At 48.9% G+C, this 20914-nt stretch carries 16 protein-coding genes; 4 read left to right on the top strand and 12 right to left on the bottom strand.

Annotated features, from left to right (window positions below; all coding sequences use genetic code 11):
• Positions 1-40 precede the first annotated feature (40 nt).
• From P157_RS14425 to P157_RS0109940, 9 genes are all read right to left on the bottom strand, one after another.
• The gene (locus P157_RS14425; protein WP_196243116.1) at positions 41-2590 is read right to left on the bottom strand and encodes a response regulator; all 2550 of its coding nucleotides are present in this window, start codon (positions 2588-2590) and stop codon (positions 41-43) included.
• 175 nt (positions 2591-2765) lie between these two features.
• Entirely contained in the window at positions 2766-3869 is a 1104-nt protein-coding gene (locus P157_RS14430) for a BMP family ABC transporter substrate-binding protein (RefSeq protein WP_051598591.1), read from the bottom strand.
• Complete coding sequence (locus P157_RS14435) at positions 3859-4950, bottom strand: BMP family ABC transporter substrate-binding protein (RefSeq protein ID WP_037368306.1); 1092 nt, start codon at positions 4948-4950, stop codon at positions 3859-3861. The genes P157_RS14430 and P157_RS14435 overlap by 11 nt, the downstream gene beginning before the upstream one ends.
• Positions 4951-5136: 186 nt before the next feature.
• Positions 5137-5652 (bottom strand): universal stress protein, encoded by a 516-nt coding sequence (locus tag P157_RS0109915; protein ID WP_329811780.1) that lies wholly within the window; start codon positions 5650-5652, stop codon positions 5137-5139.
• A gap of 13 nt (positions 5653-5665) precedes the next feature.
• Positions 5666-6856 carry an ABC transporter permease gene (locus P157_RS0109920; RefSeq protein ID WP_026760850.1) on the bottom strand — a complete coding sequence of 397 codons (1191 nt, stop codon included), beginning with the start codon at positions 6854-6856 and terminating at the stop codon, positions 5666-5668.
• Positions 6837-7931, bottom strand: coding sequence for an HlyD family secretion protein (locus tag P157_RS0109925; RefSeq protein WP_026760851.1), 1095 nt, complete (start codon positions 7929-7931; stop codon positions 6837-6839). The genes P157_RS0109920 and P157_RS0109925 overlap by 20 nt, the downstream gene beginning before the upstream one ends.
• Before the next feature lie 60 nt (positions 7932-7991).
• Entirely contained in the window at positions 7992-8477 is a 486-nt protein-coding gene (locus P157_RS0109930; RefSeq protein WP_026760852.1) for a MarR family winged helix-turn-helix transcriptional regulator, read from the bottom strand.
• A gap of 79 nt (positions 8478-8556) precedes the next feature.
• Positions 8557-8745 (bottom strand): hypothetical protein, encoded by a 189-nt coding sequence (locus tag P157_RS0109935; protein ID WP_026760853.1) that lies wholly within the window; start codon positions 8743-8745, stop codon positions 8557-8559.
• A complete protein-coding gene (locus P157_RS0109940; RefSeq protein WP_026760854.1) occupies positions 8742-10241 on the bottom strand; it encodes a DNA methylase in 1500 nt (499 codons plus the stop codon). Before P157_RS0109940 ends, P157_RS0109935 begins: the two co-directional genes overlap by 4 nt.
• Before the next feature lie 179 nt (positions 10242-10420).
• Here P157_RS0109940 and P157_RS0109945 point away from each other — a divergent pair, with 179 nt between their 5' ends.
• The 3 genes from P157_RS0109945 to P157_RS14440 are packed head-to-tail and all read left to right on the top strand — an operon-like array spanning position 10421 to position 12652.
• Positions 10421-10816: an RrF2 family transcriptional regulator gene (locus P157_RS0109945; protein ID WP_026760855.1), complete on the top strand. Its 396-nt coding sequence runs from the start codon at positions 10421-10423 to the stop codon at positions 10814-10816.
• 35 nt (positions 10817-10851) lie between these two features.
• The gene (locus P157_RS0109950) at positions 10852-12129 is read left to right on the top strand and encodes a serine dehydratase subunit alpha family protein (RefSeq protein ID WP_026760856.1); all 1278 of its coding nucleotides are present in this window, start codon (positions 10852-10854) and stop codon (positions 12127-12129) included.
• 31 nt (positions 12130-12160) lie between these two features.
• Entirely contained in the window at positions 12161-12652 is a 492-nt protein-coding gene (locus P157_RS14440; RefSeq protein WP_051598592.1) for a lecithin retinol acyltransferase family protein, read from the top strand.
• A gap of 47 nt (positions 12653-12699) precedes the next feature.
• On the opposite strand, the gene P157_RS0109960 is transcribed toward P157_RS14440, so the two are convergent.
• A complete protein-coding gene (locus P157_RS0109960; RefSeq protein WP_026760857.1) occupies positions 12700-13110 on the bottom strand; it encodes a hypothetical protein in 411 nt (136 codons plus the stop codon).
• A 130-nt stretch (positions 13111-13240) separates the two neighbouring features.
• Between P157_RS0109960 and P157_RS0109965 the strand changes: the two genes are divergently transcribed.
• Entirely contained in the window at positions 13241-13846 is a 606-nt protein-coding gene (locus tag P157_RS0109965; RefSeq protein ID WP_026760858.1) for a DUF1847 domain-containing protein, read from the top strand.
• 59 nt (positions 13847-13905) lie between these two features.
• Here P157_RS0109965 and P157_RS0109970 read toward each other — a convergent pair whose 3' ends face one another.
• Complete coding sequence (locus tag P157_RS0109970; RefSeq protein WP_026760859.1) at positions 13906-15543, bottom strand: ShlB/FhaC/HecB family hemolysin secretion/activation protein; 1638 nt, start codon at positions 15541-15543, stop codon at positions 13906-13908.
• Between the two features lie 176 nt (positions 15544-15719).
• Complete coding sequence (locus tag P157_RS14955) at positions 15720-20684, bottom strand: YDG domain-containing protein (protein ID WP_196243117.1); 4965 nt, start codon at positions 20682-20684, stop codon at positions 15720-15722.
• Between the last annotated feature and the right edge of the window lie 230 nt (positions 20685-20914).

The following is a 20914-nucleotide window of genomic DNA, read 5'->3' on the forward strand; positions in this document are numbered from 1 at the left end:
ATCCCTCCAGTCAGCATCCATCGCGGTCAGCTTAATGCTTCTATTTCCCTAGTACCTCGATAATTTTCTCATAATCAAACTGTTCAGCTGCCGCCTTGAGCTGTTTCCACTTCTCCTCCTCACTGCCGGCAACACGATAATCATTCATCTCGCTAAAGATTTCCTCCAGTCTGTCACAATCCATTTCCTTTGCAGCTATGCTGATTTCTTCATAGGCACTGGTCAATAAATCCATATCGGCCAAAGGCTTATCTTCATCCGCCGCTGTGGCAAAAACTTCCGCCAGCGGGGCCTTGAAGCTGCGGTACTTGGCGATAAATTCCGCATGGTGGCTGCGAATGTAGTCGATATCGCCACTCTTGCCCGCATTTTCGAGCTGTTGTGCCTCTTCGCCAAAGGCTGCAGCCCCAATAATACGCGCTGAACTTTTGAGGGCATGTACCTTAATGGTATAGTCCTGCCAATTTTCTGCTGCATAGAAAGCGTCAATTTCATCCGCTTTTTCATCCAGTGATTCATAAAAGATTTTTAGGAGCGGCAAATACGCATCAGCTGAACCACTGTTCTTTATACCCGTGGCGAGGTCAAGCCAGTCCGCATCCTGGAGCGGTACCAGACTGTCTGGCACGGGCAGTTTTTCCTCTGCCGCTGTGTTTTCCGAACAATCTACCAGGATTTTTTCCTGTGGCAGATAGTCCATCAACATGCCTTCTAATTTATCCGTCTCAATCGGTTTCGTCAGAAAATCGTCAAAGCCGGCCTTTAGATACTGCTCACGCGCATTGGATATCGCATTAGCCGTCAGACAGACCACCTTGGTTGCCACATTGGGGTTGTCAGCCTGTGCACGGAGTTCATGCAATGTCTCAATACCATCTTTATGCGGCATCATATGGTCAAGAAAAATCAAGTCGTATCTATGTTTTTGCGTAAGCGCCAGACAAGCGTCACCGCTTTCTGCCGTATCGACCTTTACTTGTATCTGTTTGACCAGATTTTGGAATACCACCAAATTCATGCGGTTATCATCCACCACGAGCACATGCGCATCAGGCGCTGTAAATTTTCCCTGATAGCCACGCTGACTCTTCGCTTGGGCATGATAAGACTCTTCATAGTTCCCTAACGGCTCCCAGCTCACGACTTTCTGCTTGAGTACAAAACTAAACGTCGAGCCGTAGCCATAGGTGCTGTCCACCTGCAAGGTACTGCCCATCTTATTCAGTAAATTCTGGGTGATAGCCATCCCCAGGCCTGTACCTTCGATATTGCGATTGCGTTTTTCTTCAATACGCTCAAATTCCGTAAAGAGCTTGGACATATCCTCCTCTTTGATGCCAATCCCGGTATCTTGCACGGCCACGCGCAAATATATGCTGTCGGGGTCATCCGTAACCGGCTCATAGCCGACAAAGAAGGTCACGCTTCCTGTCTCCGTATATTTCACGGCGTTAGTCAGGATGTTGGTAATAATCTGCTTAATGCGCACCTCATCACCATAAAGCTGGCTCGGCATACTTTCATCAAAGCCCAATTCGAGCGCCAACCCTTTTTCCTTCACCCGTGGCTGCAACATATTCACCAGGTCATTTAGCACAGAGGCCATATAATAATTTACGAGAATGATTTCGATTTTTCCTGCTTCAATTTTAGAAAAATCGAGAATTTGATTCACAAGTTCCAACAGAGTTCTGCCAGCATTCCTTATATTCTCGGCATAATAGAGGATGTTTTCATCTTTGCCTTCCCGCAAAATCATTTCATTCATGCCGATAACGGCATTGATTGGCGTCCGAATCTCATGGGACATGTTGGCCAGAAAATCGCTTTTCGCCCGCGAGGCTTCTTCTGCCATCGCCTTGGCCTCCATGAGTTCTGCGCTCTCCCGGATTTTTAGCTGTGCCCGAATCAGGAACACCGCACCTAAAACCACCAAAATCATCAACAGGCTGAACACATAGACAACCAGCAACGTGATGTTTTCAATGCCCTCTGATGCCTTTGCCTTGGGCACAAATCCTGCAAGCAGATAATCTGTTCCGGGAATCTCTGCCTCAAACATAATCATATCCCCGTGAGTTGAGTTAAAGGTGCGGGCTGAAGCAACGGAAACTTCCATTTCCTGGTGCATTTTCCGATAAAACTTTTTCGTTTCCGTACTCTGCATAAACTCGATATCTTCCGGGTCGTTTTGCGCGAAGGGAATGATGATATCCCCTTCACGCGTACTGATAAGCACTTTGCCAATATCGTCATAGCAGCTAATGGCGAAGCGTTCCATCACACTATTGATAGGATAAAAACGATAGAGAACGTACTTCACATTCTCACCATGAAAGACCGGGTAGGTAAATAACAGGCCTTCGCCATGCACGAATGTGATTTGCGGATAACCGCGGAACGAGGCCTGTATGCCTTCAAAGCGCTGCACGGACATTTTCTTTCCAAAGACAGCCGTCCCATTGAGGGTGAGCAGTCCCTGTTTAACGCCTGTCTCCGTTAATACCAACGGCATCAAGCGCTCGGTTTCCTCGGGATTTGCCTCGATTTTCCCGGCGATATATGCCAGATTCTCAAGCTCTGTTTCCAATTTTTCCGCTGCTTGCGAGGCCAGAGTCTCCGCCTGCCGTTTTGTCTGTCTTTCGGTATACAAGATAAGCAGATCATTCATCCGATCCTTAAACATTACCCCTACAAATAGCAGCAACACGGCGAATACAAGCAAAACTATGGCTGTGACCCTTTTCTCCTTAAAGGAAGTATTTTTATTCATCAATTTCTACCCCCTCGACAAACCAGTCCATGCCATAAAAAAGCTCCTGGTCACTGATTTGTTCCCCTTCATCGCAGCGAAGCTGACCTTTATTGTCATAAATCACTCCGGAAAACACATCCTGTTTTTTGATTCGCTGCAGCTCAAGCTCAACCAAATCTGCCGTTGCCGGTTCTACCAACGGGGACAGCTTATCCAATTTGACGCCGCCTTCTGACAGGTCCAGCCAATAATCTTTCGTTGACGTCACCCGGCCACTAATGTAATCGGACAACACCTTCTGATAAACGGCATCCCAGTCATATAACGCGGCGGTCAGATAACGCTGCGAATAGTTCGCCTGCGTCGAACCATAGCCGATAGTATAGAGGCCCATCATTTCTGCCTTTTCGATAGCATTTGGTTTATCCTCATGGTAGGTAATCACATCTGCCCCTGCGGCCGCCAGTTTAACCACACTATCCATTTCCATATTTCTGTTATCCCAGCTGCCGGTAAAATGAACCAACAGTTTGGCCTGAGGATTTGCCCTGCGCATCCCCAGCGCATAGGCGTTAATTCCGCGGTTGGTCTGCGAATTGGGCATTGCGGCCACATAGCCAAGCACCCCCGTCTTCGTGGCGGCTCCTGCCACCAGTCCTGCCAGATAACGAACCTGATAAAGGCGGGCAAAATAAGACGTGCAATTATTCGCCTTGCCATGACCGGAGATGGTAAAAAATGCTACATCGGGATATTTCGCAGCAATTTTATCCACATAGGTCCCATAACCAAAGCTGGTCAGAAAAATCACATTAGCCCCATCTTTTATCAATCCCTCTACCGCATCATAGAACGTTCCCGCATCGCCACTATCCGCAACATATTCGCGGCCTAACAATTTGCAATTATATGCATCGCAGGCTTTTTGCAACCCTTTGTAGTGGCTTTCATTCCAAGCTTTATCCGCCCACGAGCCAATCAGAACAACGCCTACCGTAGTATTTTGTGTCTCGGTGGGAATGCGAAAACTCTGTATCACGAAGATGATTGCCGCCACCGTGAGAATCACTAACAAAGCAGGAACATAACGTGCTTTCGAGTTATTAGTATTCAACGATAACACCCTCCACATACCAATCCAATGTGTTCAGCAGCGTATAGTCCGACATGGATTCACCTGTCGCCAGACGAAGATTCCCCTGATTATCCCGGATTGGTCCATAAAAGACATCAAACTCACGGCTGAGAAATTTTTCCCTGGCTGCTCCTACTGCAGCCTTTGTCCTATCCTTTACCAGCGGCGAAAAATCGGCCAGTTTTACAATGCCCTCTTCCATGCCCAGCCATGTATGCTTGCCATGGAATTTCCCCCGCAGGCAGTTCAGTATCTGCTGACGATAATATCCTTGCCAGTTCCACTCACTGGCCGTTAAATATTTACTGGAAAATAAATCCCGGTTATCCTTATTGCAGCCAATGGATTTTATGCCGCGGCTTTCTGCGATTTTGTGCGGCATTATGGAGTCCGTATGCATAAAGAGCACGTCAATCGGATGACTATCCAGAAGTTTCTGACACTCAAGACCGGCTGGTTCATCTGCCGTCCACGAGTTACTATAACGCACGTAAACTTTGGCATCCGGCCGGACACTGCGTGCGCCTAGCGTAAAAGCGTTAATCCCACGGATTGTCTCGGGGATAGGAAATGCGGCGATATAGCCGAGCTCACCGGTTTCCGATTCCATGCCTGCTACGATACCAGCCAAGTATCTAGCCTGATACATCCGGCCAAAGAACGTGGACAGATTGACGGCTTCCCCCGTTCCTGCAGCATGCAGAAAATAGACCTGGGGATACTTAGCCGCAGCCTTTTTCATATCCGGGCCATAGCCAAAGGAAATCGCCACAATGATTTTACAATCTTCCTTTTCGATAAGGTCCGTAATCACATCGTAACATTCATTGGGAACTTTTTCCCGATAGATAATTTTGAGGTTTAACTCCTTCTGCAGGGATTGCAATGCTTCAAAATGCGTCTGCACATAATTATGGTCTTCGTGACTCCCATTGAGAATAAGACCTACTTTGGTCGTATTGGCCGTGATATCCGCTTCCTCTTGATTATCCTGTATCAGGAAAATTCCCACCGCCGCTGCGGCAAAAATCATTACGACCAGTATGAGTATATTCTTCAAGCAGAATCCCTCCCCGCTATATCCGCATCGCCAATTCGTCAGTCTCTCCCTTATTCGCAATATTCGCGATTCAAGTCATAAATCCTGCTGTTCACAATACATCCAACGACAGAATAATCAGAGGAATACATAGCACAAAAAAGCTGTGACAAAATGCACTTGCATTCTGACACAGCTTTTGACTCGTTAAGATTCTTCCGGCATTCCCTTGCACAGCAGCACGGGACAATCTGCATGCTGGGTGACGAAACTGGACACGCTGCCCATCAGCAGGCTGCGGAAGGTGCCGAAACCATGCGTCCCCATGACAATCATATCGCTTTCCTCTTCCTCGGCCACACTTAAGATAACCTCGCCGGGATTGCCCACTTCCACGCGGGTATGAGCGTGAACATCACTTGGGATTACGTGCATGAGGTCTGCCAGGAATTGATAGGCGGCAATTTTTAGTTCCGCCGGCACATAACCGCTGAGACTGACCTGTTCAAAAGCCGCCACATTCTGATTGTAGTCCACCACCATCAGCAAGGTGATTTCCGCCTTGGTCGCAGCCGCGAGCTGAACGGCCTCCTTGACGGCCTTAAAGGCCTGCCCGGAACCGTCCGTGGGCAGAAGAATGCGGTCACACTTTATCGCCTGCTGCGGCCGCGTTTTGATTTCCTCAATCAGCGCGGCCGTATCCATTTGACTTGTCAATTCCATCTTTTCCACAACATCATCCCCTATCTGCCAGTTCCTGCGCCAGCGCTGCCATCTGCTTATGCTGACGTTCTTCAGCTGCCTGTCTGGCTAAAAGTTCCTTGCGGGAAGCATTGAACCGCAGGCAGAACAGGATGCCCACAATCCCCATATAGACAAGAAATGCGCCAAAGGTCTGGGTAATATCAGCAAAGCCTGCCCCCCTGGCAATGATATCCCGTTCAAAATGAAATTCCCAGGTAAGCGGGAATACATGGCTAAACTTTACCACCCAATCCGCAAAGAAGGTAGTCGGACCAGCACCGCCCCCCAGAATAAAACCGCCAGGAATAAAGAGAATCATACGGCTTGATGCAATACCGGGGTTGGCTGCCGTCCAGCCAAACATCAAGGACAAGGTGCCCACTGTGAAAATATAAAATATCTGCACGAAGATAAAGGTAAAGAGATTTCCCGAAAAGGTCAAATCCCCCCATACCCGGAGTACCGCTAATCCCAGCACCCAGGAAACCATCAGACAGCAGCCATAGGGAATGAGTCTTGCCAATAAATCCCAGGGCGTGCCCTCAAGCAGAACTTTATCCAGCTGATGTGTAAGCCTAAGACGCGGTATCATACCAATGGTTGCAAAGGTAAAGAACATCGAACCAAAGAAGAACAAGAAGCCCAACGTTTCCCCGTTGTCCTTGGATTCCTGCGGATTAAAGAGGTTACGGGTCGCAAGGCTCACGTTGCCGTAAATGCTGTCATTGGTACTGCCCACATCACCGTTGGCCATCGCGTTATCCAGCCCTACGATTTCATTTAACGCTTCTTTGATGTTGCTGGTATTGGCCGAGTTCGTGTTATCGTAGAACACGCCAATATTGGATGCCACACCCGTATATCTATCCTTTTCCAGACCTCTGGGGAAATACACCACAGCAAAAGCCCTGTCCTGATAGAATAAATCCTTGGGGTCCTGCGCCGTATTCAGTACCGCCGTAACCTTCATGTACTCTGAGGCATCTATGCGATTGGTCAATTCTCGCGTATAAGCCGAGTTATCCAAATCGATAACAACGACTTTAACATCCTTGGCAATGTTGCCAGTGAGCAGCACCGACACAAACAGCGTGATAACCATGGCCACCATGATGCAGACCTTTTCATAGGGCATGCCCTGACCAGAAAACAGGAACTTAATTTCATCTCTTAGTGAATTCACTGTCTTTCACCCCAATAGTCATGCCCGGGATAATGCCATCCTGCGGGTCAATATAGATACGCACCTGAAATGCCGAAAGGTCAGACTGGCCCTTTTCGCGGGACTGCTTCAAATCCGCAAAGCCCGGAGCCTGCGTCAAAAGACGTACCGTCCCCGTAACCTTCTTTTCTCCAGCTACCGTAGTACCGGTAATTTCCATGCCCTCGGAGAGGCCTGCTGCCTGCTTTTCGCTGATATAAATATCGTAGTAGCTGCGGCTGCTTTCGAGCAGCACCACCGGCGTGGACGGAGAAATCATTTCCCCTTCTTTAGCCAGAACTTTAAGGATTTTGCCATCTTCGGGAGCACGCAGGGTCAGACGTTCCTTGGCCACTTCGAGTTCCTTTAACTGCACTTCCAAAGCCGCTTTCTGCTGACGCAGGGCTTCCACATCATTGCCCATGTTGTCGGCAGACATCCGCGCCTGTGCAATGGAGTCCGTGCCGCTGCCATTGGTGACGGCAGTCAGCTTGTTCAATAATTGCTGCTGCTGTTCCACGTTGGCCCGCGCCACGTTGAGCGTCATCTCTGCATCATCCAGCTGGGACTGAGCAATAGCGCCAGCCTCGACCAAAGAGGCCTTGCGGTTATAATCAAGCTGGGCATTCTTCAAGGTGACATTCGCCGACTGCAAAGCCGCCTGCTGCTGGTCGATGCCACGGTAGTTCTGGCTTTCACTCGTATCGGCTTTCAGATAGTTGATGCCCTGCGTGCCGCTGGTGGAGGCAATCTGCGCTTCCATCTGGGCAATCTGGGTCTTGAGCTTGGCAATGGAAAGGTCGGTGTCCGTGGAGTCCAGTTCCATGATGACGTCGCCCTTATGAACATAATCCCCTTCCTTCACCGCTTCTTTGATGAGCCGCCCGCTGACGGAATCAAAGGACATCTTGACCTGCTCGGCGGTAAGTATCCCTTCCTTCTTCTCCGTGGCCAGCACCAGTGCATCATTGCCCTTATACATCAACACCAGTCCTCCGATAATCAGGAGGGCAATAAATACGATGCCCGTACGCTTGGCTTTTTCTTTTGTGTTCATTCTCGATTCTCTCCCTTATATAGTTTACTAGCTAACTACTTTGACGTAAAAATAAGTGCCTTAGGCACTTAACTTTTCCAGCAGCATAATGAGTTCTTTCTGCTCGGCTTCGGTCAGTTTTTCCATCAATTTGCTGACCCGCAGATAATGCGGCGGCAAAATCTCTTCCATGAATTCACAGCCCGCTCTCGTCAGGCTCACGACCTTGGCCCGGCCATCCTGTGCGGCAGGATTGATATCCACTAGTCCGTCTCGTTCCATGCGCCGCAGCATATTGCTGATGGTCGCCCGGGTCACTCCCACTTTGGCCGCAAGTTCTGACGGAGCTATGCCCTTTTCGCCATACTGATGAAGCACCACCAGCGCACAGAACTTTCCTTCGGACAACTGATAGCTCTGCTGCAGCACATCCAAAATGGACTGCTGAATCTCCTCACTGGCCATCTTGATGCCCAGCATGGCGATGACTGCCGCCGGATTAATCTCCGGCACCAGCTTCTTATGCCGTTCCAATTCGGCAAAGGTCGGTATAATTTCCCGTTTCATAATTATCTCCAACATAAAATAATTAGCTTGCTAATCATTTATTATAAGGATTTTGCTCTTTTTGTCAACAACGAGATTTTTAATCGTCAATACTTTCTTCATGCTGACGGATGGTTTCGGCCACCACTTTGTCAAAGCCCGTCAAAGCCGCAAAGGGAGCGAACTGTGCCGCCCGCTTGGCAAGCGCCATACGCTGATGGTTCTGCGGCTCCGGCCGCGGCAGGTTCACGATATCGGCGTAATCTTCACTTGTTCTCTGGGGAATCATGCCTTGTGTCCTCCTATCTCACTGTTTCTGGCTATGGTGCGCGCCTCCTCTTTGAGGTTCGCCGCCTTCAACACAGCGTTCTTGCCAAATTTATTTCTAAGGGCCAGCATTGCATGCTGCAGGGATTTTTCCTTTTGCGCGCTGCGCTGCTTCGCTTCTTCCTGGCGGGTTCTCTCCTCCAGATTGTCAAAGAGATTAAATTGCACCACCGCTTCCTTTTGACTGGTCAGACTGTCCTCTGCAATCAGGCGGCCTACGGTCACGGTAAGGCGACGCACGAGAAGCTGCGGCATAGTTATGCGGTCATAGAGGGCCAGCGTTTCCTGCAGAAGTTTTTTCGTCGAGGAAGTATGATGCGCAAGGCTCACGGTTCCATGCGCAGCCTTGGGCACCTTGCGTCCGTAATGGTCGATATGGACAGGGCCATTATAGCCCTTGGCCATGTTTTCGATGTCGTATCCCACATCGAGCACCACCTGATTGGTCACGAGTTTCTTTTCCAGCAAATCAAAGATAAGCTGGTCCATCATCTCCCAGACAATCAGCCGCGCCTGTTCATTGGTATAAGGTTCGTGCAGTACCTGACCGCTGCTGAGGCTCGTGCTGGTCGGCCGATAATTCTTGACCGCCTCCATCGTGCAGGGTTCATATCCCCAGGCATGGTCAATCAGAAGCTCTGCATTCACCCCAAAGGTCTTATAGAGTTCATTTTCACCATAGACCTGCAGCGAAAAGCGGGCAATATCGCCCATGGTGTAGAGCCCCATGTCCGCAAGTTTCTGGGCATAGCCTCTCCCCACCCGCCAAAAATCCGTTATGGGGGTATGCGCCCAGAGCTGCCGACGATAGCGCATTTCATCGAGTTCGGCAATGCGCACGCCGTCCTTGTCCGGCGGCATATGCTTGGCGGTGATGTCCATGGCAATCTTGGCCAGATACATATTACTGCCCACGCCTGCCGTGGCCGTAATTTTCGTTTCCGTCAGCACATCCCCCACCATCTTTCGGGCCAGTTCATGTGCCGTCATTTTATAGGTAGCAAGATAGGGCGCCACATGGATAAAAACCTCGTCAATGGAATACGTATGAATATCATGAGGAGCGATATAACGCAGGTACACGCCGAACACCTGCCCGCTATATTTCATATAGAGTGCCATGCGGGGAACAGCCACGATATAACCGATGGCAAGCTGGGGATTATCTGCCAAATCCTGACTGTCGCAGGATTCGCCCACGAGTTTTCCCCCCGGTGCCTTAGCCGCCCGCAGCCTGTTGGCATATTTGATTTTCTGCACCACCTCAAAAAGCCTTGCCCGCCCCGGTACGCCATACTGCTTGATGGCAGGGCTGGCGGCAAGGCAGATGGTCTTTTCCGACCGGCTCTCATCTGCCACCACCAAATTCGTGGTCAACGGGTCAAGCCCCCGCTCCACACATTCCACGGAAGCATAGAAGGATTTGAGGTCAATGGCGATATAACTTGCCTTATCCATGATACTCACCTGTGTAATTTATTTACTCACAGTGTAGCATATAGCTTGCGAGCTGACAAGTCAAAATTGACAAGTCAAAGGCTGACATGTCAAAGGCTCGCCAAAAACGCTGTTGCCAACCCCATTCGCCTTGCAGTATAATGGGTGGATAAGAATAGCGAAAGAACGGAGCTGATGGTATGATTTCCACTCGTGGGCGCTATGCCCTGCGCGTTATGCTGGATTTGGCTGAAAACGAAAATGGCAAGTATATCCCCTTGAAGGATATTGCCGCCCGCCAGGAACTTTCCAAAAAATATCTGGAAATTATCGTCAAGGATTTGGTAAAAGAAGGTCTGCTGACAGGAGCCAGCGGCAAAGGCGGCGGTTACAAGCTCTGCCGCCGTCCCGAGGAATACACCGTCGGCGAAATCATCGAACTCATGGAAGGCACATTGGCCTCGGTTGCCTGTCTGACGGACAAGGAACCAGCATGTCCCCGCAAGGGCATCTGCAAAACTCTCCCCCTTTGGACCGAATATCACCAGCTGGTACACGACTTCTTCTATGGCAAAAAATTAAGCGACCTGCTATAAGACAGCACAATAACGACACGAATGGAGATACTTTAATGGAAAAGAATTGCCCCACCTATCGAAACTATGTTGAAATCCTCAGACGCGAGCTGGTTCCGGCAATGGGCTGCACGGAACCCATTGCCATTGCCTACTGCGCTGCCAAAGCAAGAGCCGTCTTAGGCTGCCTGCCGGACAAGGTCACCATCGCCGCCAGCGGCAACATCATCAAGAACGTCAAGAGCGTTATCGTGCCTAACACCGGCGGCCGCAAAGGCATTGAAGCGGCTGCTGCCATTGGCATTGTGGCCGGGGACGAAGAAGCAGGCCTCGAAGTCATCGCCCATGCCAAGGATGAAGACAAGGCCAAGCTCGCAGATTACATGAAGCAGACGGAACTGCGCGTAGAGTTTGCCGAGTCCGACCATGTACTCGATATTATCGTCACGGCCAGCAAAGGCGCAGATACGGTGGAAGTTCAGGTGGTCAATGAGCACACCAATATCGTCAAAATCACCCGCAACGACCAGGTCCTTCTCGAAAAGGAAATCGTAAACACCGTGGACACGGGCAAGCCGGACTACGAATGCCTGACCATTGAAAATATCTACGACTTTGCCATGAGCTGCGATTTGGCCGATGTGCAGGAGATTATCGACCGCCAAATTGCCTATAACACGGCCATTGCCGAAGAAGGCCTCAAAAGCGACTACGGCGCCAATATCGGCAAGACCCTCTTAAAAGCCTACGGAAACTCCGTCCATATCCGGGCCAGAGCCAAGGCTGCCGCCGGTTCCGATGCTCGCATGAACGGCTGCGAACTGCCGGTCGTCATCAACTCCGGCAGCGGCAATCAGGGCATGACCGTTTCCCTGCCCGTCATTGAATACGCCAAGGAATTAGGCGCGGATAAAGAAAAACTCTATCGCGCCCTCGTGCTGGCCAATCTCGTTACCCTCCACGAAAAGGAAGGCATTGGCCGCCTGTCTGCCTACTGCGGTGCCGTCAGCGCCGGAGCCGGGGCTGGTGCCGGCATTGCCTGGCTCTGCAGCGGCGACTACAAATCCGTCATCCACACCATCGTCAATGCGCTGGCCATCACCTCCGGCATTGTCTGTGACGGCGCCAAGGCCTCCTGTGCCGCCAAGATTTCTGCTGCCGTGGATGCGGGTATCCTAGGCTTTGAGATGTACCGCAACGGCCAGCAGTTCTACGGCGGTGACGGCCTCGTCGAAAAGGGCGTGGAAAACACCATCCGCAACATCAGCCGCCTCGGACGCATCGGCATGAAAGAAACCGACAAGGAAATCATCAGCATGATGATTGGCAAATAAATACGCGCAAGCTATGGGGAGGATGTTCCTTATGATAACAGCTAACACCGGTGATATCGTCTATGTCAAGCGCAAGGGCTACCGCCATTTTGGCATCTATACAGGCAATGAGCAGGTTATCCATTATCACAAGGAACACCATCCCCTGCTCAGCGACGGCATTATCACGGAAACCACACTGGCAGAGTTCATGTCAGACAGCGATACCTTATATGTATTGAACGGCATTGGCCCGACAGCAGACACTCACCTCTTTGACTGGATTATCCAACGGGTATTTGACGGCGAAATCACCTCATTTTCGCCCCAGGAAACCATCGATAGGGCCCGCAGCAAGCTTGGCGAACAGGGATACAGCCTGCTGCTCAACAACTGCGAGCACTTCGCCTTCTGGTGCAAAACCGGCGTGGCAAAATCCTCTCAGGTAGACGATATTCTGGCCTGCTTCCTGCTGCTCGTCCCACCCCCGGCTGACAAGTCAATTTCTGACCAGTCAGCTTTTGACAAGTCAAAAACGATATAAAAAAATTAGAGCCTGACAAGTCAAATAAAACTTGCCAGGCTCTAATTTTAGCCAATATCTTCAAAGATACGCACAGCAGGTACCTGTTTCATTTTTATCTGCGCCTCTAGAACCGTGCCGTCTGCCGCCCGGGGCAGGGGCTTGCTTTCGTCCGGCACATCCTTTAGATGAGGGCGCTTGCGGTAGCAGCTGTCCAGCTTGCCATCCACGTATTCCCGCACGAGAATACTGCCATCGGGCAGTATGTGACGAATGGTTTCGGTAAAATGCTGCTGCTCTTTGAGCTGCTTTATTTCCTGTTGGCGGGCATTCATTTCTTCGAGCGTTTCCGTGAGGCTTTCCACCCGCTCCTGAACCATCCCGGAAAACAGTTTCTTGAAAGCATCGGAGCCTTCTGCTCTTGCCCGCTCTATATTGGTCATGCCTGCAGAGATTTCCATGCTATCTGCCACTTTCATAAAGACACCTCCCTGCTGAATATATCGTAAGCAGGGAGGTGTTTCTTAAATTTATTTGGGCAGCGCCTGCCTTGAAGATTACTTTTTCCCGCGCTATAATGAAAACATCAGAAAACAGGAGGTTTTACCTATGAACGCCGATTGTGCCAACTGCAAGACGCATGCCTGCTATACCAAGGGCGTAAATTGTACCGGGTTTGACAAGGAAACCATTCTTGCTGCCTACAATGAGGAGGAACGGCAGATTATGAAGGCCGCCGCTTATGTGGAGGGCACCTTCTACAGCAATATCACCCGCCTGCAGGAAACGGCAGAATTTGCCAAAGCCATGGGCTATAAAAAACTGGGCATGGCCTTCTGCATCGGACTGAACGCGGAAGCAAAGTATATCGCCCGCTACTATCAGCAGCAGGGTTTTGAATTTTACAGTGTCTGCTGCAAGAACTGCAGCTTCAACAAGAAGGAACTCGGCCTCAAGCAGGTTAAGCCCGAGCTCGAACACGAAGCCATGTGCAATCCCAAGATGCAGGCTAAGATTCTAGCCGACAAGGGCACAGAACTCTTTATCTCCTGCGGTCTTTGCGTGGGCCACGATACCCTGTTCAATTCCGCCTGCCCCGGCCCTGTCACTACCTTGGTGGTAAAGGACAGGTTACTTGCCCATAACCCGCTGGGCGCCATCTACTCCCGCTACTGGAAGCGGAAGCTGGGCATCATGGACGAGGGCGAAGTATAAATGCCAAAAGAGACTATCGCCAGATAAAATTCTGCGCGACAGTCTCTTTTTTGATGAATTCAGAACATCACCCCAGCCAAGAACCACATTCTTTGGCGGCTCTTAGCGTCTGCGCTCATCAGTTCATCAGAACCGATACGCCTTGCATAGTCAAACCTTGCGAACCAGTTATTGGGCTTTATATAGGTAACGCCTATGCCCCAGCCTTTAAGAGTCATATTTCCATCCGTTCCGTTTTTGCTGATATTGACATGGCCTGCGTCAAAATAGGTGGACAAAGTCAGCCCCTTGACCTTGGTGTGATAACGCAATTCCAGAGTGCCAAGAATGCCCTCATCACCGGAAGCTTCGCCCTGCGGGTAAGCCCGCACGCCCTTGGCACCGCCCAAATATATGTGTTCACTGCTGTCCAAGTTGCTGGCAGCTTTCTGCCCGGAGAGCTTCAGCATCACATCAAAATGCGGCTCAAAAGCATGGACACCGGTGACTTCAAAGGTCCCTTTCGTGAAGCGCCCCTCGGTGCCACCACCTGCAGCCTGCATTCTTGCTGTATCTGAGTCAGGCACCAGCGTCCCCGTGGTCATACCCACATTGTAGGTAAGGACGTTACCTGTAGAGCGCAGCAAGCCATCAAGCCCCAGATTAAAGGCGTGACTATGTTTTTCCCAAGAGATATTATAATTGGCTAGTTTGTCCGTAATATCACGATAGTTGTAACCATAAATCAAGTTGAGGACATTATTCGATGTGTTCAGGAGAGGTGTGCGTCCATAGAAGCTGTAAGTGTCAGCCGTGCCTTTTGCCCCCAAAGCACTAAATACACTTCCCAATTCGTAGTCCGCGTGAGAATATCCTATGCCCACTTTAGTGGCACTATGCCCCAAATGCATTTCGTAGCTTACGTTATAGTTACGCTGTTTCTGATTGGAGAGAAGATAGCCCAATGTGAATTTACCACCGGTACCCAAAGGGTTATTGTAGTCTCCCTGTATACCATAACGATAACGCCCAGCTGATTTACTGCCGTAGTTTTCGGCGTAAAGTATCACAGAAGTCTGTTTGCTGTCAGCTATCTTCACCGTAAGGTCGCTGGTGCCCTGCGCTTCGCCGGGACTTAGTATCCCCACCGTGTCTACGCCATTTAGGTCACGCAGATTGTAAAGGGCCGTTTCCAGACTGTTGGTTCTGATGATTTCTCCCTCGTGCAGTCCGGACATGATTCCTGCTGCTAATTTGGAATTAAGCCTGCTGCTGTTTTCCAGTTTTATCCTGCCATACCGTCCCGGTTCGATTTTCACCGTAAGTTTTCCGTCTACGGCGGTCTGATCGGGTATGTAGGCGGAGGCTGCGGGATAACCATGCGTCCGGGCGTATTCAGTGACGGAGTTTATAGCCGCATTCAGCTCTTTTTCGCCGATTTCCTTGTCAATATAATCCTTAAGGCGTTTGTCCAAGGCTTCGTCAGACAGCTTCATATCCTCGTGCTCTACGGTAATGCCAGTAAGGGTAAAACGCAGTTCCGTGGCTGTTTGTTCCGCCTTTGGCGTAGTATTTTCAATACCCTCAGCGGGTTTTACCTCCTGAGATTCAAAGCTTTCCCCCGGCGCTGGCACGGCGGGAGCTGCCCCTGCGGTGAAGGGAATCAGGCTGAATATGCTTGCCATAAGTGTTGCATTTGCTAAATATATCTTTTGCATGTGCTATATCTCTTCTTTCTCTCTATATCCAATAACCACTATGACATATTCTACCACCTTAAAACAAAATCCTGCCAGGCCATAAAATCCTTTAGACAAAACAAAGAGGAGACACGCCTAAAAAGACTGCCTCCTCAACTCAACCGGACATTCATTCTGCGGAAAGAGATACTTTGTTATGCTTTTTTTCTGCTCTGTTTTTTCTTTTTATTGTTCTGCTCTGCCTGCATCTTCTCCATTACTTTATAGGCTGCCATGGTACCCGGCAGATTCACCCCAGCCCCTTCCACGGAAAGCTGTTCTCTGCCGCCAGTGGCCCGCTGCTCATTGGCAATCACCGCCTCTGCACCATTTTTATTTTCCGCGCCCTGCTGAATAGCTCCCAGAATATCCTTTAACCTGAGATTGACTGATGCCAGCCACATTGCAACAGGGTCCCCCTTGGAGACAACAGGCTTGGGCGTAATCGTGAAAGCCGTAGCATTGGCAGCATCATTGCTGAACGTATAGTTCAAACCATACTCCCCACTAGTACTGCCATTAATTGAACCTGCGATACCATAGCTGCCCACCGCAGTTGCCGAAGGCTCGGACAGCGTAAAGAGCAGATTGTCACTGCCGCCGATATTCTCACCAGGTACAAAACCAGTCACCGTTCCCGTAAGTGCAGTCGGCTTTGCATCCCCCTCCTGAATACTTGCCGCATCGGCCACCAGAACCAGCGCCTTGCGCGTTATGGTGCTGGTGGTGTTATCCGCATAGGTTACATTATAGTTGCCGCCATTATTGCCATCACTGATGGTTGCACCGTCTACCGTGACGGTCTTATTCGCACCGGCATTCTTATCCGCAAAGGAGAAGGTTCCACCACTTACACTATCTCCTGCAAATACTGTACCGGCTTTTACCTGCAACTCGCCATTAGTCACAGTCGTCGTTCCATCATACTCCTTCGTCACGTCTGCTGCCGTCAGGGTCAAATCTGCCTTGTTGATGGTGCTGGTCGTGTTACTTACATAGCTTACGTTGTAATTGCCACCACTATTACCATCATTGACAGTTGCACCAGCTACCGTAACAGTCTTGTTAGTACCTGCATTCTTATCCGCAAATGCAAAGGTTCCGCCGCTTATGCTGTCGCCAGCGTAAAGGGTACCGGATTTGACCTGCAGCACTCCATCAGCTACAACCGTGGTTCCATCATAAGTCTTCGTCACATCTGCCGCCGTTAAGGTCAGGTCTGCCTTGTTGATGGTGCTGGTTGTGTTACTTGCGTAGCTTACATTGTAGTTACCACCGTTATTGCCATCACTGATGGTTGCACCGTCTACCATAACCGTCTTATTCGCACCAGCGTTCTTATCGGCAAAAGCAAAGGTTCCGCCGCTTATGCTGTCGCCTTCATAAAGGGTACCAGTTTTGACCTGCAACACTCCCCCCGTCACAGCAGTAGTTCCATCATAGGTCTTCGTCACATCTGCTGCTGTCAGAGTCAAATCAGCTTTATTGATGGTGCTGGTCGTGTTACTTGCGTAGCTTACATTGTAGTTACCACCGTTATTGCCATCACTAATGGTTGCACCGTCTACCGTAACCGTCTTATTCGCACCGGCATTCTTATCCGCAAAAGCAAAGGTTCCACCGCTTATGCTGTCGCCTTCATAAAGGGTACCAGTTTTGACCTGCAACACTCCCCCCGTCACAGCAGTAGTTCCATCATAGGTCTTCGTCACATCTGCTGCTGTCAGAGTCAAATCAGCTTTATTGATGGTGCTGGTCGTGTTACTTGCGTAGCTTACGTTGTAATTACCGCCACTATTGCCATCATTGACAGTCGCACCTTCTACCGTAACAGTCTTGTTCGTACCGGCGTTCTTATCGGCAAAAGCAAAGGTTCCGCCGCTTATGCTGTCGTCATCATAAAGAGTACCGGATATGACTTGCAGCACTCCATCAGCTACAACCGTGGTTCCATCATAGGTCTTCGTCACATCTGCCGCCGTCAGGGTCAAATCTGCCTTGTTGATAGTACTGGTTGTGTTATCAGCATAGCTTACATTGTAATTGCTGCCATTATTACCATCATTAATGGTTGCACCAGCTACCGTAACAGTCTTATTCGTACCAGCATTCTTATCGGCAAAAGCAAAGGTTCCGCCACTTATGCTGTCAGTTCCGTAAAGAGTGCCGGATTTGACCTGCAGCTCTCCATCCGTCACATCCGTAGTGCCATCATAGGTCTTCGTCACATCTGCCGCCGTCAGGGTCAGGTCTGCCTTGTTGATGGTGCTGGTCGTGTTATTGGCGTAGCTTACATTGTAATTGCCGCCACTATTACCATCATTAATGGTTGCACCAGCTACCGTAACAGTCTTATTCGTACCAGCATTCTTATCGGCAAAAGCAAAGGTTCCGCCGCTTATGCTGTCGTCATCATAAAGAGTACCGGATTTGACCTGCAACACTCCATTAGCTACAACCGTGGTTCCATCATAGGTCTTCGTCACATCTGCCGCCGTCAGGGTCAAATCTGCCTTGTTGATGGTGCTGGTCGTGTTATTGGCGTAGCTTACATTGTAATTGCCGCCACTATTACCATCACTAATGGTTGCACCAGCTACCGTAACGGTCTTGTTCGCACCAGCGTTCTTATCTGCGAAAGCAAAGGTTCCACCGCTTATGCTATCGCCAGCGTAAAGGGTACCGGATTCGATTTGCAAAACTCCATTAGCTACAACAGTAGTTCCATCATAAGTCTTCGTCACATCTGCCGCCGTCAGGGTCAAGGGCGCCGGTGTAATGGTACCTTTAGTCGCTATCGTATCCGCAATGATGTAATTGTTTTTGGCAGTTCCTGCTAAGGTTACATTGCTATAGGTCACATCCTTATTTATGCCAACATTCTTGTCAGCATAAGTCGCAGTGACAGTTACAGTCAAATTATCCACATCACTTGCAACCACATTTGACAAAGTTCCGCTTACACCAGCAAACGTATTGGTTCCGTTGTATACGTCGCTGTCAAAGGTTGCGGAGACTTTTTTCGGCTGGATGATATATTTCATGTCAACAATATCATAGCCAGCTTGATCTGAACAGAATAATCTTTTATTCCATTCACTAAATTCATACACGCCGGCGTTAATATTAGTATCTGTATCCACCCTACATACCGGCCCTATAAAAATATGCCTATCATTGTCTAAGTAGGAATTATAAACACTGATTCCTTTACCAATTCCATGTGCCGCACCGTCATATTCAAACACCTTTACCACATCTTTGGTTTTCAAAAAAGCGGTTAATATTGGCATTCTATATCCAAATGTATCTCCCCCCGTTTGCTTTTTATATATGCGCCATGCCTTCCCTGACCCACCTTCTGACGAAATATCCCAGCCGGCATAGGTGTCAATACTATTTAATTCACCACTCGTTTTCGGGGTACCATATCCATTAGGCAATGTGCCGTTATCCCCAACAACTCCGTACATATTCACATCATAATAATAAAAAGATTTCGTTACCTTTATTGTAGCAGATCCTCCATTCGTACCAAATATCCCACCAGCACTACCAGCACTACCATCATTACGATTACGTGCAGTAAGCTTTCCTGTATTATACGTTTGGTCAATTGTCACATTTGCTGAAGTAAACGTCCCTCCTACAATGCCTGCTACATCCCTGCCACTTATTGCCCCGGTATTATATGCATTGCTAATCTCCAAATTTCCCGCTTTACCGACAATTCCACCACAATATCCCATAACCGCAGCATCATTTAGGCTTGTATCAGGAATTATCTGGCCTGTATTATACACATTCTGAATCTTGCCGATACCTTCCCCAGCAATACCGCCTATAGATGCTGCTTGACCAGTATTTTTACACTTTATTGTTCCAGTATTGTAAGCATTTTGTATTAAACCAGTTGATTCTTGTCTCCCAACAATACCACCAATTTGTGCACCGCCTCCACTTATTGTCCCTGTATTATATACATTCCTTATGGTTCCAGAACTCCTACCGCTGATACTACCAACATACCAGTTCGTCCCCGTTACCGAACCATTTTCCAGCCCTACATTTTCAATTGTGCCCTCATTATAGCCAAACAATCCAACATTAGAAGTTCCACTAATAATATTTAGATTTCTTATCGTCAAGCCTATACCATCGAATCTTCCGTTAAATCTGGTTGAGTTATTCCCAACCGGTACAAAACCTTCAAAACCTCCAGCATCAATATCATTTGCCAGCATATAGTTTCCACTAAGATTATTTTGCATATTCTGCAATTCGTAAACATTTCGCACCAGCATATACTGAAGCGGCGTTACAGCAGTGGTATTATCCAAACCTTTGAAATTCCACTTGCCAAGGTCAGGCGCTGCAACATTCTCGCTCTTATATTCTGTCGTATTAACTTCATTAACCACACCGCTGGCTTCATACCCCACATGCACTTCACCAGAAGCGCGCACATTTATAGCCGTTGACGGCGTTACTTCCGCCACATTCTTAAAAGTAATATTGTTTCCTTCAACCGTAATATTGGTTGCCTTCAACGTCCCCATATTGATGATGTCACCAGTCACGGCATTTACTGACGTAGTCAGCGGGTTGGTACCATTATTGGCAAAGGCATCAAGGACACTTTGGTCCAGACTTCTAGTCGAAAGATACAAATTGCCCACATCTACCTGGGCATTGGCTCCAAAAATAATCCCGTTAGGATTAATCAGGAAGATATTGCCTGTACCCTTTAAGATACCATCAATTTCTGAACGCCCATGACCGGTCACATAGTTCAGGTAGTTCCGCCCATCAAACTGAACTGTTCCGCCATGGCCAATGGAGAAGTCTATCCACTTCAACACATTGTTAGCCTGAGTACTGGAGATGTTCATCGTTGCCGTAGTGCTATTTGACGATGAAGCTATCGTAACATGCCCTGGGGCTCCACGATAATCCAAGGTCGGCATCACTGGAGCAGCCATGGCAACCTGCAGAGGCAGCATCAACCCCACTACGCCTGACAGTAGCGCACCGCCCTTACCCTTGCTTTTTGCAATCTCCGATACTGCAACATAGCATTCCCTTGCTTTGCTCCAGATCACTTTATAAATCTTATTCATGTCACTCATCCTTTCTTTCCTTTGTTAGAAGCAACAGAATTTGTAGCTAAAGTCAATCATTAGAGTAGAATTTTATATGATATTTCCGATATACTAACTATAATCATTTTATCATAAAAGACACAAGTGCGCAACCACAAGACAGTCCTCTCAGATAATGTATACCGTATATATCGCCAAAAAATCGCACGAACTTAAATAATTTTATCGGAAATCGTCATGATTTTGAA

It is taken from the genome of Selenomonas ruminantium AC2024 (assembly GCF_000687995.1).
Classification (GTDB): Bacteria; Bacillota; Negativicutes; order Selenomonadales; family Selenomonadaceae; genus Selenomonas_A; species Selenomonas_A ruminantium_B.

What these genes read in the sequence shown, in the direction of transcription:
- P157_RS0109950 (WP_026760856.1), top strand. Translation starts at nt 10,852, where the DNA reads ATGGAAAAGAATTGCCCCACCTATCGAAACTATGTTGAAATCCTCAGA.
- P157_RS0109940 (WP_026760854.1), bottom strand. Translation starts at nt 10,241, where the DNA reads ATGGATAAGGCAAGTTATATCGCCATTGACCTCAAATCCTTCTATGCT.
- P157_RS0109925 (WP_026760851.1), bottom strand. Translation starts at nt 7,931, where the DNA reads ATGAACACAAAAGAAAAAGCCAAGCGTACGGGCATCGTATTTATTGCC.
- P157_RS0109965 (WP_026760858.1), top strand. Translation starts at nt 13,241, where the DNA reads ATGAACGCCGATTGTGCCAACTGCAAGACGCATGCCTGCTATACCAAG.
- P157_RS0109945 (WP_026760855.1), top strand. Translation starts at nt 10,421, where the DNA reads ATGATTTCCACTCGTGGGCGCTATGCCCTGCGCGTTATGCTGGATTTG.
- P157_RS14440 (WP_051598592.1), top strand. Translation starts at nt 12,161, where the DNA reads ATGATAACAGCTAACACCGGTGATATCGTCTATGTCAAGCGCAAGGGC.
- P157_RS0109935 (WP_026760853.1), bottom strand. Translation starts at nt 8,745, where the DNA reads ATGATTCCCCAGAGAACAAGTGAAGATTACGCCGATATCGTGAACCTG.
- P157_RS0109930 (WP_026760852.1), bottom strand. Translation starts at nt 8,477, where the DNA reads ATGAAACGGGAAATTATACCGACCTTTGCCGAATTGGAACGGCATAAG.
- P157_RS0109960 (WP_026760857.1), bottom strand. Translation starts at nt 13,110, where the DNA reads ATGAAAGTGGCAGATAGCATGGAAATCTCTGCAGGCATGACCAATATA.
- P157_RS14955 (WP_196243117.1), bottom strand. Translation starts at nt 20,684, where the DNA reads ATGAATAAGATTTATAAAGTGATCTGGAGCAAAGCAAGGGAATGCTAT.
- P157_RS0109915 (WP_329811780.1), bottom strand. Translation starts at nt 5,652, where the DNA reads ATGGAATTGACAAGTCAAATGGATACGGCCGCGCTGATTGAGGAAATC.
- P157_RS0109970 (WP_026760859.1), bottom strand. Translation starts at nt 15,543, where the DNA reads ATGCAAAAGATATATTTAGCAAATGCAACACTTATGGCAAGCATATTC.